Origin of the sequence: Kitasatospora sp. NPDC101235 (genome assembly GCF_044767505.1) — a bacterium.
GTDB lineage: Bacteria > Actinomycetota > Actinomycetes > Streptomycetales > Streptomycetaceae > Kitasatospora.
Window position 1 is genome coordinate 25,670 of the sequence record NZ_JBIWNZ010000036.1, and the last position, 12,779, is coordinate 38,448.

At 72.3% G+C, this 12,779-nt stretch carries 10 protein-coding genes; 6 read left to right on the plus strand and 4 right to left on the minus strand.

Annotated elements, in window-relative coordinates; genetic code table 11:
• Positions 1-28: 28 nt before the first annotated feature.
• Both ACIRRH_RS37910 and ACIRRH_RS37915 read left to right on the plus strand, forming a co-directional pair.
• The gene (locus ACIRRH_RS37910) at positions 29-961 is read left to right on the plus strand and encodes an ATP-binding cassette domain-containing protein (RefSeq protein WP_403076824.1); all 933 of its coding nucleotides are present in this window, start codon (positions 29-31) and stop codon (positions 959-961) included.
• Positions 951-1,712 (plus strand): ABC transporter permease, encoded by a 762-nt coding sequence (locus tag ACIRRH_RS37915; protein WP_403076827.1) that lies wholly within the window; start codon positions 951-953, stop codon positions 1,710-1,712. The genes ACIRRH_RS37910 and ACIRRH_RS37915 overlap by 11 nt, the downstream gene beginning before the upstream one ends.
• A 7-nt stretch (positions 1,713-1,719) precedes the next feature.
• Here ACIRRH_RS37915 and ACIRRH_RS37920 read toward each other — a convergent pair whose 3' ends face one another.
• Positions 1,720-3,330 carry an MFS transporter gene (locus ACIRRH_RS37920; protein ID WP_403076829.1) on the minus strand — a complete coding sequence of 537 codons (1,611 nt, stop codon included), beginning with the start codon at positions 3,328-3,330 and terminating at the stop codon, positions 1,720-1,722.
• Positions 3,331-3,720: 390 nt separating this feature from the next.
• Between ACIRRH_RS37920 and ACIRRH_RS37925 the strand changes: the two genes are divergently transcribed.
• On the plus strand, positions 3,721-4,371 hold the full coding sequence (locus ACIRRH_RS37925; RefSeq protein WP_403076830.1) for a TetR/AcrR family transcriptional regulator C-terminal domain-containing protein: 651 nt from the start codon (positions 3,721-3,723) through the stop codon (positions 4,369-4,371).
• 170 nt (positions 4,372-4,541) lie between these two features.
• Here the strand turns inward: ACIRRH_RS37925 and ACIRRH_RS37930 are convergent, their stop codons facing one another.
• Together ACIRRH_RS37930 and ACIRRH_RS37935 are read right to left on the minus strand one after the other, a co-directional pair.
• A complete protein-coding gene (locus ACIRRH_RS37930; protein ID WP_403076832.1) occupies positions 4,542-6,092 on the minus strand; it encodes a CATRA conflict system CASPASE/TPR repeat-associated protein in 1,551 nt (516 codons plus the stop codon).
• Positions 6,082-6,441, minus strand: coding sequence for a CATRA system-associated protein (locus tag ACIRRH_RS37935; protein ID WP_403076834.1), 360 nt, complete (start codon positions 6,439-6,441; stop codon positions 6,082-6,084). The genes ACIRRH_RS37930 and ACIRRH_RS37935 overlap by 11 nt, the downstream gene beginning before the upstream one ends.
• Positions 6,442-6,516: 75 nt before the next feature.
• Between ACIRRH_RS37935 and ACIRRH_RS37940 the strand changes: the two genes are divergently transcribed.
• The 3 genes from ACIRRH_RS37940 (at position 6,517) to ACIRRH_RS37950 (ending at position 11,912) form a co-directional block, all read left to right on the plus strand.
• A complete protein-coding gene (locus ACIRRH_RS37940; protein ID WP_403076837.1) occupies positions 6,517-10,473 on the plus strand; it encodes a CHAT domain-containing protein in 3,957 nt (1,318 codons plus the stop codon).
• Between the two features lie 41 nt (positions 10,474-10,514).
• Positions 10,515-11,300 (plus strand): hypothetical protein, encoded by a 786-nt coding sequence (locus ACIRRH_RS37945; RefSeq protein ID WP_403076838.1) that lies wholly within the window; start codon positions 10,515-10,517, stop codon positions 11,298-11,300.
• 159 nt (positions 11,301-11,459) lie between these two features.
• Positions 11,460-11,912, plus strand: coding sequence for a cupredoxin family copper-binding protein (locus ACIRRH_RS37950; protein ID WP_403076839.1), 453 nt, complete (start codon positions 11,460-11,462; stop codon positions 11,910-11,912).
• A gap of 264 nt (positions 11,913-12,176) precedes the next feature.
• On the opposite strand, the gene ACIRRH_RS37955 is transcribed toward ACIRRH_RS37950, so the two are convergent.
• Positions 12,177-12,755 (minus strand): TetR/AcrR family transcriptional regulator, encoded by a 579-nt coding sequence (locus ACIRRH_RS37955; RefSeq protein ID WP_403076842.1) that lies wholly within the window; start codon positions 12,753-12,755, stop codon positions 12,177-12,179.
• Between the last annotated feature and the right edge of the window lie 24 nt (positions 12,756-12,779).

Sequence of the window (12,779 nt, forward strand, 5' to 3'; positions counted from 1 at the left end):
CGGCGCTGCTTCACGGCAGCCTGATGCCGTGATCGAACTACGGCAACTGACCAAGCGCTATCGCGACACGGTCGCGATCGACGGGCTCACCTTCACGGTCCGGCCCGGCCGCGTGACGGGCTTCCTGGGCCCGAACGGGGCCGGCAAGTCCACCACCCTGCGGATGATGCTCGGCCTGGACCGCCCCGACAAGGGCGCCGTCCGCTACGACGGCAAGGCCTACCACGAACTACGCGAACCGCTGCGGCACGTCGGCGCGTTGCTGGAGGCCAAGGCCGTGCAGAGCAGCCGCACCGCGTACCACCACCTGCTGTGGCTCGCCCAGACCAACCGGATCGGCCGCGCCCGGGTCCGCGAGGTGCTCGCCATGGTGGGCCTGGAGTCCGTCTCCTCCCGCCGGGCCGGCGGCTTCTCGCTCGGCATGGGCCAGCGGCTCGGCATCGCCGCCGCGCTGCTCGGCGACCCGCAGGTGCTGCTGCTGGACGAACCGGTCAACGGCCTCGACCCGGAGGGCGTGCGCTGGATCCGCACGCTGCTGCAGGGCCTGGCCGCTGAGGGCCGGACGGTCCTGGTCTCCAGCCACCTGATGAGCGAGATGGCGATCACCGCCGAGCACCTGGTGGTGATCGGGCGCGGCAAGCTGCTCGCCGACACCGGCATGGACGACTTCATCGCCGACAACTGCCGTCCCCAGGTGCTGGTCCGCACCTCGGAGCCGGACCGGCTGCTGGGCGTCCTTGGCCGCGCCGGGCTGACGGCGCACCAGGAGGAGCGCGGCACCGTGGCCGTCGACGACGCCGGAACGGAGAAGGTGGGTCGGATCGCGGCCGAGGCCGGGCTCGTCCTCAAGGAGTTGGCCACCCGCACGGCCTCCCTGGAGGACGCCTTCCTCCGCCTCACCAGCGACGCCGCCCAGTACCGGGCCGAGGCCTTCACGGGGAGGAACCAGCATGTCCTCTAACGCAGCCACGGCCGTGGTCCGGGCCGAACTCACCAAGATCAGGACGGTCCGGTCGACACTCGTCCCGCTCGTCGTCGCCCTGGTCGTCAGCGTCGGGATCGGCGTGCTGGGCTGCGCCTCGGCCCGCTCGGCGATCGACAGGAAGAGCGACATGCTCCGCTCCGACTTCAATCCGGTGGACGCCGGCTTCGTCGGCGTCCAGTTCGGCCAACTGGCCCTGATCGCCTTCGCGGTCCTGCTGGTCTGCGCCGAGTACGGCAGCGGCATGATCCGCACCTCGCTCGCCGCGGTGCCCAGCCGCGGCCTCTTCTACCTCGCCAAGATCACCGCCGCCGGCACGGTGGCCCTGCTGGTGGCCGTCCCGACCACATTCCTCGCCTTCCTCGCCTCCCAGACGGCCCTGGGCCCGCACGGCGTCGAGCTGAGCCATCCCGGAGCGCTGCGCGCCGTCCTCGGGGCCTGCCTCTACCTGACCCTGATGTGCCTGTTCTCAGTGGGCATCGCGACGATGCTGCGCAGTACCGCGCTCGCGCTCTCGCTGCTGTTCGCCTTCGTCTTCGTGCTCTCGCCGGTGGCCAACGCCGTCCCGGCGCTGCGCACCGCCGCCCGCTACCTGCCCGACCACGCCGGTGCCGAGGTCATGAAGGCCGACCCTGGCCTCAGCCCGGCGACTGGTCTGCTGATCCTCGCGGCCTGGGCGGCGGTGGCCCTGTCGGCCGGCTACCTCACGCTGCGCAGCCGGGATAGCTGACTGACACTCAAACGCTCTTCGCGTTCGAGGTTGCCCGGGAGGGCGGGTTCCCCGCCCGGTTCCCGCCATGGCACTCCGCTTGAGGCTGGGGCGCCTCGGGGCCGGTCCGGGTGCGTGCGGTGCGGAGCAGGGTGGCGATGAGGATGGCCGCCCCGGTCATCAGGACCGCGCTGACCATCGAGGCGATCCGGGCTTCCTGGGCGAAGGCGTCGAAGGCTGCGTTCCGCAGGGTGTCAGCGGCGCCCTGCGGGAGGGCTGCGGCGGTCTCGACCGCGCCGCCGAGGGTGCTCTTTGCCGCCTCCAGTTCTTCGGGGGTGAGGCTGTCGGGCGCCTTGGCGGCCAGTTCGGAACGGTAGACGGTGGTGCCGATGCTGCCCAGGAGCGCGATGCCCAGTGCGCCGCCGAATTCGGCCGAGGTCTCGGCCATGGCGGAAGCCGCCCCGGCCCGTTCCGGTGGTGCGGCGGACAGGATCACCTCGGTGACGACGGCGGACACGGCGCCGATGCCGATCGAGACGACGGCCATGCCGCTGACGAGGTGGACGATTCCCGAATCGGCCCGGAGCAGAGTCAGCACGACGTAGCCGGCGGTGGCCACGAGCAGCCCGGCGGCGATCACGTTGTGTTTGCCGATGCGGGGAGCGGTCGCAGTGGCCAGCGCGATCCCCACGGGCATCACGAGGAAGGTGGGCAAGGACCACACGGCCGACTCCAACGGCCCCATGCCCAGGACGAGTTGCATGAACTGCCAGTTGAACAGGCTGAAGCCGACCAGTCCGAACGTCGCCAGCGCGTCGATGAGCAGGGGCACGGTGAACCGGCGCGTGCGGAACATCTCCATGTCGATCATCGGGTTCGCAGCCGTGTGCTGACGGCGGAGGAATGCCGCCCCCACGGCGAGTCCGGCGGCGCAGCAGGCCAGGGAAGTCCACCCGAAGCCGTGCTCCGCCACGGCCTTGATGCCGTAGATGACGCCGAGCACGGCCACCAGGGACATGGCGGCGCCGAGCAGGTCGAACCGGCCCGGCTCGGGGTCGCGGTGCTCGGCGAGCAGGAGCGGGCCGAGGAGCAGCAGCAGGACCATCACCGGCACGTTGACCAGGAAGACCGATCCCCACCAGAAGTGCTCCAGGAGCAGACCGCCGATGATCGGGCCGAGCACGGCACCGCCCGCGAATCCGGCTGTCCAGATGCCGACCGCGGTGGCCCGCTGCGCGGCGTCGTGGAACATGCTCCGGATCAGGGAAAGGGTGGACGGCGCCAGCGTGGCTCCGGCGATGCCCAGGAGGGCACGGGCCGCGATGAGCGTCCCGGGGCTGGTCGAGCAGGCGGCCAGGACCGAGGCGGCGCCGAAGGCCGCGGCGCCCGCGAGCAGCACCCGCCGCCGCCCGAAGCGGTCACCGAGCGTCCCCATGGTGATGAGCAGGCCGGCGAGGAGGAACCCGTAGGAGTCCATGATCCACAGCTGCTCGGAACCGCTCGGCCCGAGGTCCACCGCCAGGGACGGGAGGGTGATGAACATGACGGACATGTCCATGGACGCGAGCAGGCAGGGCAGCACCAGGACGGCGAGACCGACCCACTCCCTGCTTCCGGCTCTTCCTTCGTGTTCAGTCATGCCCTCTCCCGGTCCGTGCAAGATCCGGATGGGCTGGACCATTCCGGATGCGTACGTCGTACGCCACAATAGGTGCAGACTACGCACGCCCAGGAAAGCACGGCAAAGGCTTTTTGACCTGCCTGCTTGATGCCGATTCGGGAGCGCCCGTGCCGACGTTCTAGAATTTCGACACACTTCATGCGTGTGACGAAAAGGAGGATGTCGATGTCCGTGCAACCGACGTGTGCGTCGTGCGGAAGGGCGATGGAGCCTGCGGACCGGGGACGGCCGAGGATCTACTGTTCCCGTGCGTGCCAGGCGAGGGCCTACCGGACACGCAGGGCGGAAACGCCGGCCCGCGCCCCGGAGAGCGACGACGGTACGCGACACCTCACCGTCGAGCGCATCGTGCGGGCCGGGATCGCCGTCGCGGACGCGGAGGGGCTCGACGCGCTGTCGATGCGCCGGGTCGCCATGGAACTCGGCACCGGCACGATGTCCCTGTACCGGCATGTGGCGTCCAAGGACGACCTGGTGACCCTGATGGTGGAAACCGCGATGGCCGAGGTGCCGTTGCCCGACTCACCCCCGCACGACTGGCGTCACGGCCTCGAACGCGCCGCGCACCGCGACTGGGACCTGTACCACCGCCACCCGTGGATCCTGCCGAGAGTCATGGTGACGACCCGCGCGTACTTCAGCCCCGCTCTCGCGGCGGACAGCGAAAGCGCCTTCTCCTCGTTCGACGGGCTCGACCTCGAACCGGCCGACGCCTTCCGGTACATGTTCATGTTCGCCTCCTACGTGCAGGGCGTCGCACTGACCCTCGTGAGCGACGCGGAGGCGGAGCGGCAGTCGAGGACTGCCAGGGAAGAGGGACGGGAGGCCCCGGACCGCGCACAGAACCCGCTGTACGAACCCGGGGCGTATCCCCGGCTGGCCCGCGCCATGCGTGCGGGCGCCGACCCCTGGGACCTCGACGCCCTGTTCGCCGCAGGTCTCGCCGGTGTCCTGGACGGCATCGCAGCCGATCTCGCACGACGGCACACCGGCGCCTGAGTCTCCGGCGCCCGTCCCGCGACCGGCACCGCCCAGGGCCCGGGTCGCCCGTCTTCCTGCCGCGGGCGGCCAGGAGTCGGCGGGCGGACCCTCGGTGAGGCGCTGTGGCAGGCAAGTCTGCGAACCGCGTGGCAGCTTCATCGGCTGAGGCCGTCGAGACGACCGCGTGGTCAGGCGGACGACCTGCGCGTCAGCCAGGTACCGGCGACGATGAACAGGGCGGTCCCGCCCAGGACCAGGAGCACGGTGTGCCCGACCGCGCGTCCCGTCAGCCAGCCGGCTGCCGCGCCCGTCGCCGTCAGTGAGGCCATCTCCAGGACACTGCCGGCCCACCCGCCGGCACCGCCGCGCCACCGGCGTGCCACCACCAGGGGCAGACTGAGCCCGAGCGACCCGAGCAGAGCGATCAACGGGGCGTGCAGACGGTCGGGAACCGGCAGCTTGTACGCCAGGGTCTGGACGGCGGTGAGGGTCATCAGGAGGGCGCCGATGACCGAGGTCTGGAGCAGCGTGAGGTACTGCTGGTGGCTCTGCAGGCGCTGCGCCGCCGTCTCGGAGGCGATCCGCGAGGTCTCGGCGACCTGGTCCCGGGCGATTTCCAGGTAGGTCACGTTGTCGTCGAGGACCGGAGTGAGCAGTGCGTGGCACTGCGCGTCGTCCTCCAGCGCCTTCGGCGTGCCGTCCGCCCCCGTCCCCAGAACGCGCATGCCGGCGGCCGAGATCTCGGCGGTGCGGATCATCGCGCGGAGGTCACCCGTGGTTGTGTTCGCCAGCCTCTCCTCCGCAAGGAGGGACTGGGCCCGTACGACGATGCTCTCGCAGCGCGCCAGGTCGCGGCGGCCGACCCGCCCGCCTGCCGTCTGGCTCGCGAGGACCTGCTGCCAGTCCCGGGTCAGTGCCTCGCCCTGCTCCTGCAACCTGCGGAGCCGGGCATCGAGCAGCGGTGTGCCGTCGGCGTGGACCCGGTACTGGTCCCGGACGGTGGCGGCGTGAACCAGGTAGCGGGTCAGCGGGACGATCCGGTCGTCGGCCGCGGCCCACACCCAGTCGTCGAGCCGGCCCTCCTGCGCGTCGGTGGCGGCGGTGGTGGCGAACAGCGTGCGATCGACCGGAAAAGCCTCGCGAGGGCGGGTGAGCTCCCACACGGCCAGTCCGTCGGCCAGGTCGACCGGCCGGGAGAGCAGGGACTGCGGCGCCAGTTCACCACGGAACTCCTCGGCCACCACCGCGAGATCCGCCGCGGCAAGGTCGACGGGTGCGGCTTCGCCGGGAAGCACGAGGGAACGGTGGATGCGGACCGACCCGATGAGCGTCCCGTCCTCGGAGCCGTCGGCCGTCTGGGCGGCCCGCGCGCACGCCGTGTCCCAGTCGTCCGCAAGGGCGCGCAGCCGGGCGGCGCTCTGCGGGCCGGTCCGGCCGGGGCCCTCGTCGGCTGCCAGCATGACGGCGAGACCGACCGCCCCGCTCAGGCGGTAGAGCATGGCCTGGTTGGTCGCGCCGGCGTCCGTCCGCTGGCGCAGCGACCTGCCGCCGACGGCCCGGCCGGGATCGGCGGGCAGGGAGAGGTCGCCACCGGGTGACGGGGAGCGGTCCATCCCGGCCTGGGCACATGCCTCCCACAGGAAGGCGAGGCGACGGCTTCCCTTCCGGTCCAGCCGGTCCGCCGCGAAGAAGTAGTGAATGAGCAGTGCCTCGCGCGCGTACCTCCGCTCACTGCTCATGCCCACCCTGTTCCCCGGCCCCGTTCGTCGAGTCCTGGCCCGAGGCGCCCTGTGCCGGGTCCTCCGGCGGGCCGAGCCTCTCCACGAGTACGGCCGTTCGCTCCAGCACCGGCTCCGTGGCCCCGGATGCGCCGGTCAGTGCGCGAGGGGCCCGATCCAGCGGGGCCAGGTCCTCGAGGCGGTACAGCTCGCGGCGGAAGGCGGCCCGGTCGCCCCGGAAGAGGGCCTCGGCGAGCACCGCCAGAAGCGCTTCGACCTCCTGCCAGTCGTCCGGTGCGAGCCGCGCCCGCGTGATGTCCTCCAGGATGTCCAGGGCCTCGGCCCTGACCCCGTTCAACTCGTCCCGCACGCACACCCCTTGGTAGTCTCCAGCCTCCGGCCACACAGTAGGGCATCCGACCTGCCGGGCAGCGGGGGATGAGGAATGGACCGCAGGCGCGGGCTCAGCAGCGGGGAACGGGTCCTGGGGCTCCTGCTGGGTCTCGGAAAGGGCCGGCTCGACGGGACCGACCTGGGTCGGCGTGCCCATGAGGCGCTGCGGGTGTGGGAGAAGGACCCGCAGGACGTTCAGGCGCTCCAGCGCGCGACGGTCATGTACGGGGAGGCACTGCGGAGCATCCCGGCCGACCACCCACAACGGGTCGGCCTGATCGAGCAGTTGGCCGGATGCCACCGCAACCTGTGGATCGCCCGTGGCGACCTGGACGATCTGCGGGTCGGCCTGGAGCTGATGGCCGACTGCGCGCGTCTCACCCCCGCGCACGACGCCGAGGAGTGGGCCGGGCGCCGCTGGGCGACGATGGTGCTCCACGTGCTGCGCTACGGCGTCACGAAGAGCTCCGAGGACCTCGGTGGTGCCGAGGCCTGGCGGCGAGAGCTGGCGCCGCTACTGTCGGGGCCGTACCGCCACCCCTGGGAAGCCGGCATCCGGGCCGCGGTGTGTCTGACGGATGCCCAGCTCGCCGCCGTACGGGGCGACGCCGCGGCGTGCGCGGAGCTCGCGGGCCAGGCCCGGCAGATCCTCGGCGGTCCTGTCCTGCCCGCCGGGGGATGGGCCGTCGAGACGTGGGGGGTCCTCCTGCGCCGCCGCACCCTCTTCCAGCTGAGCGCCTACGAGGACACGTACGACGAGCCGGCCTACGTGGAGGCGCTCGCCCTGGCGTCCTGCGGCATCGACGCCTTCGGAGTGGGCCCGGGCCTGCCGGCGGCGCTGCTCCGATTCCGCGGACGGCTCCGGGCCGTGCACTACCGGCTGCACCGGCGCAGCGACGCCGCCCTCCTCGCGCGCCGCGACTTCGAGGCCGCCCTGGGCCTCGCCGAGCCGTCTCCGGGGGAGCCCCGTGCCCGCACCCAGTGGCGGCTCGCCCACCTGCTCCTGCTCCGGTCCCACTACGGGGCGCTCGACGCCGCGGACACGGCGACGCTCCACGAGACGGCTGCCGCCGCGCTCGCGGGCACGGCCCCCGGTACCCCCGAGCACGCCGACTGCCTCCACCTCGCGGCCGAACTGCGCCGGGTGGCCGGCGCCGACGGCTCCCCGGAACACCTGCGCGAAGCCGTGCGGATGTACGAGCAGGTGCTTCCCGCCCTGCAGCACACCGGCATCGGATGGGAGGTGCACAACCGGCTCAGCATCGTCCTGCGCGACCTCCACCGGGCGACGGGCGACCCCGGGCACCTGGACGCCGCAATCGGCCATGCGGAACGGTCACTGACGCTGTGTCCGGAACGCGATGCCCCGCACACCGCCCCACTCCTCCACACCACCCTCGGCGAACTCCACCGGCTGCGCTACGAGTGGTCCGTCCACCACGACGACTACGACCGGGCGCTCCACCACAGCCGGCAGGCGCTGGAGCTGTCCCCATACCCCGGCGCCGCGCCCCAGTGGGCCCTGCGCGTCTCGAACCACGCGATCGTCGTCGCCCTCGCCGGCGGGGCCGCGAGCCTCCGACGGGCGGAGGACCTGCTGCGCGACGCACTCAGCCGGGACGACCTTCCGCCGTCCGAACGGACACTGCTGCACCACAACCTCGGCACGATCATGCGCGAGGCCGCCGAGGCCACCCGGGACCGGGACCTGCTGCGCGACGCGATCCTCAATCTGCGCCTGGCCGACGCCGCGGCCGCAGAAGACGGGGGGCTGCCGGAGGCACGGCGCAACCTGGCCCTCGCCCTCCACGCCCAATGGGAGCTCGACCGGCAGCCGGGCCCGCTCGACGAGTCCCACGACCTGCTCCGATCCGCCCTCGCGAACAGCTCCGCGGGCACCCCGCTGCGCCCGCTCGTCCTGTCCGACCTCGGCACCGTCCTGATCGCCCGTGCCGCGCACCGGCTGGGCCCGGATCGGCCGGCAACGGTCACCGGGCAGGCAGCCGGTGCGTGGGCGCCCTCGTCCGGCCCGGACCCGAGCGCGGTGGCACTCGCACGGGACGACCTGGAGCGGGCCGCGGACCTGCTGGCGGAGGCGCTCGACGAACCGGCGGGGGGCGCCGCGGCACGGGCGCTGATCGCCACCCAGTACGGCGAGGCCCTCGCCGACCTCGGATGGCTCACCGGCCGTCCAGGGCTCGTCGAGGAGTCGCTCGCACCGCAGCGGGAGGCCGTGCGGGCCCTCGACGAGGCCGGCCCCCACTGGTTCGCGCCCGCGCTCTTCCTCGCCGACTCCCTCATCCGCCAGGACGACCCCTCCGCCGAGGACCGGCGCGAGGCCGCCGACCTGTACCGGAGAATCACCCGCCACCCGTTGACGGCGCCCGCCTCCCGGTGGCGGGCCGCCGTCGCCCGCGCCCGGCTGCTCACGGACGCGCGGGACTGGACGGGCGCGCTCGACGCGTACACGACGGCCATCGCCGCCCTCCCCCAACTGGCCTGGGGCGGCCTCGACTTCGATGACCGGCTCGACGCGCTGAGCGACACCTCGCAGACCGTCTCCGACGCCGCCGCCACCGCCCTCCAGGCGGGAGCGCCGGAACGCGCACTGGAGATCCTCGAACACGGCCGCGGCCTGCTGCTCGCGTACGCCCTCGACATGCGCGCCGACCTGGAGACGGTCCGCGAACGGTCCCCCCGACTCGCAGCCGAGCTGGCCCTCCTGCGCGACGAACGCCCTCCACGGCACGGGCCCGCCGGTGTCCACCGCCGCCGGCGCCAGCGCACCTGGGACCGCCTGGTGGAACAGGTGCGGCAGGTGCCGGGCCTCGAAGGCTTCCTGCACCCCCCGCCGTACCACAAGCTGCTCGGGGCCGCCCGTCAGGGGCCCGTCGTCGTCCTCAACTCCAGTACGCTGCGCGCGGATGCCCTCGTCCTCCACGAGGGCCGGCTCACGGTCGTCCCCCTGCCCCGGTTCCGGCACCGGAAGGCAGTGCTGCGGGCCGAGGCCCTGGCCACCTTGATCCACCGGACCGGAACCGGGGCCGGCCCGGCGGCCGAGGCCCGCGAACGCCGCGACTACCTGACGGACCTGCTCGACTGGCTGTGGGCCACGGTGGCCGAACCCCTCCTGCCCGTGCTGGCGCCGGCCGCCCGAAGGGGCCGGCAGCACGCCACCGCACCGCGCCTGTGGTGGTGCCCCACCGGGGTCTTCAACCGGCTTCCGGTCCACGCCGCGACCCGCCTGCCGGACCCGGACACTCCGCACGACCAGGGCACCGACAGCCTCGCGGACCGGTTCGTCACCAGCCACACTCCGACCCTGCGCGCCCTGGCCACCGCCCGGGAGGAAGCCGGCCGGGCCGCGTCCCGCACCGCATCGCCGGCACTACTGGTCGGCGTCGGCGAGACGCCCCCGGGCACGGACCTCCCCCCGCTGCGCCACGTCCCCCTGGAGATCGACGACGTGGCCCGGCTGCTCCCCACCGCCCGGGGCCTGCGGGACAAGGACGCCCATCGGGACGCCGTCGTCCGTCACCTCTCGGCGGGAGGGTGGCTCCACTTCGCGGGCCACGCGGAGCAGGACGCCGTGAACCCGGACGGCGTCCTGTACCTGTGGGAGAGCGACAGGAGCCGTTCACTGCGGATCCGGGACATCGCCGGACTCCGTCTCGAACAGGCGGACCTCGCCTACCTGTCGGCCTGCCAGACCCATCGCGCGCCACCAGCCCACTCCGACGAACCGGTGAGCCTCGCGGGAGCGCTCCAACTCGCCGGTTACCGGCACGTGGTGGCCTCGTTGTGGCAGTTGAACAGCAACCGCGCCCGCCAGGTCGCCACGGACTTCTACACCACCCTGCTGCTCACGCCCGACGGCCGCACAGGAGCCTCGACACCGGAGGCGGCCGCGGGCTCCGCCCACGCCCTGCACGCCGCCGTGAGCCGACTGCGGGGCATGCGTCCCGAGGCCGTCGACCTGTGGGCCGCGTACGTGCACATCGGCCCATGACCCCGCCCCCGACGCGAACCGAGACGAAGGCAGCGAAGCACATGCTCCAATTCCTGTGGGACCTCGCGATCTGGCTGGTTCAGATGGTGGGAATGTGGGTGCTCGCCGGGATCAGCGTCGTTGTGATCCTCCTCCGCACCTCCTTCCCGAAGACCGCCCTCGTCCGCTCCCTCATCACCGCCGTGGTGGTGCTCGGTCTGGTCCTGCGGTACGGGTTCACCACAGACGGTCTGTCCGTGGTCGACGGCGTGATCGGCAAGTACCTCGTCCTGGGCGGCGTGGCCGCAGCCGTACTGACAGTCCTGAGCGTGGTCTACGTGCTGGCTGGTCGTGCGCCCGTACGAGGAACTCGCCTCAGGCGGCTCTTCGTGGTGCAGCACGACGGCTCCCGGATCCCCGGCCCCCTGTCCACGATGGCCTTCCTCATGCTGACCACCGGTTTCGTGGCCTGGGTCATGACCGACACTCAGGAGACCGGGAACGAACTGGTCAACGTACTGAGCCTCTGCATCGTGATCCTGCCGGCCCTCGCGCTTCTGCTGCTCGTCCCGTTCAGCGTCACCGGCACGGTGTTCAACGCAGGCAATGCCCATCCGGCCCTGCAACCGCTCGCCGCACCGTTCATCGCCGTGGCCGCAGTATTCGTCGACGGTGTCATCGCCACTCCTGAAGCCCTCAAGGACCCGCTCGCCGTCACCGGTCTGGCCGTGGTCGTCGTCCTCAGCGGCTTCGAGCTGTACGTGCTGCAGGACAAGGGACACGGCCTCACCCGTGATCCGGCGGACCACGACGGCGGCCAGGCAGACGCGGGGCTCCCCACCGAGTGACACGGAACAACGGGCCATGTGCCGGACGCGTACCGGGGCGAGGGCCGGGCGTCCGGAGCAACGGTCCTGGGCGGTCGACCTGCTGAGATGCCCCTCGCACGGCGCGGGGGATACGCTGAAAGAGGCCCTGCGTAAAGCCAACACACTTGGGTGGGCATCATGACTGAGATATCACGCAGGAATACCAAGAACAACGACAATGCGCGCCGTCGGATCGCAAGGCCCCTGGTGGCCGCTGCGGTCGCCGCGGGACTCGGCGCGCTCGGCGCCGGGGGTCCGGTGGCCGCACAATCGCACGAGGTCGCCGCGCCCTCGGTGTCGCAGACGGTCCTGACGGCCGTGCCCAAGGCCCCGGCCGCCGGAGCGCAGCAGGTCACCATAGCGAACTACGCGTTCTCGCCCAGCACGCTCACGGTCAGCACGGGCACCACTGTCACCTGGACGAACAACGACACCGACACACACACGGTGACCAGCAGCGGTTCCGGCCCGCTCGCGTCCGGGATGCTGAACCATGGCGCCTCGTACAGCTACACCTTCACCACGCCCGGGACATACGCGTACATCTGCTCGATCCACCCCTTCATGCACGGAACGGTCGTGGTGCAGTAGATGTCGTGGCGAAGGAGGCCGGCCGAGTGGAACGCCGCGTGCCCAGGCTGCCTCCTGACTCCGCTCGACTATCCGTCACCGCCCGCCAGGACACGTATCGGGTCGTGATCGATGAGCACCGCAGCTTCCGGGGCGAGTGCCCGTAGGGGGCACGGGGCCCGGCGATCCGCGGCTGCGCCGTGTGGGCGCGAGTGACCGGAAGTGATGCCGCGGGCAGGCAGCGGGGCCCGTGAGGCCCGGCCGCGTGCCCGCCGGGACGGTGTGTCAGATCACGGCGAGCCGGTCCACCAGCAGCTCCACCCTCCGCTCGGCTTCCGCCGGCGGCAGTCGTCCCGCCCGGGTCAGGGTCGCCAGCCCGTGCAGGGCCGCCCAGAACACCTCGGTGAACAGTGCCGGGTGGACGCCGTCCCCGGCGACCTCGCCGAGGCTTTCCAGCAGGGCGGCGAAGCCGTCCTTCAGCGGCTCCGGGGTGTCCTCGTGCGCGAATGCCAGGCCGCCGTCGAGCTGGAACATGGCGTCGTAGACCGCCGGGTTGCGTTCGGCGAAGTCGAGGTAGGCGCGGGCGAGGGCGGTGACCCGTGCGCGGGGGCCGTCCGCGGCGGAGGTCGCGGCCCGCAGCGCCGCGGCCATCTCGGTGGCACCTTCGAGGGCGACGGCGCCGATGATCTCGCGCTTGCCGCGGAAATGGCTGTAGAGGACGGGCTGGCTGTATTCGATGCGCTCGGCGAGCCGGCGGGTGGTGACCGCGTCCCAGCCCTGCTGCTCGGCGAGTTCGCGGGCCGTGGCCACGATGAGGCGCTCGCGGTCCGCCCGTTCGCGCTGCTTGCGTTCCTGTACTGACATGGTTCGACCCTAGCACCGCTAGAC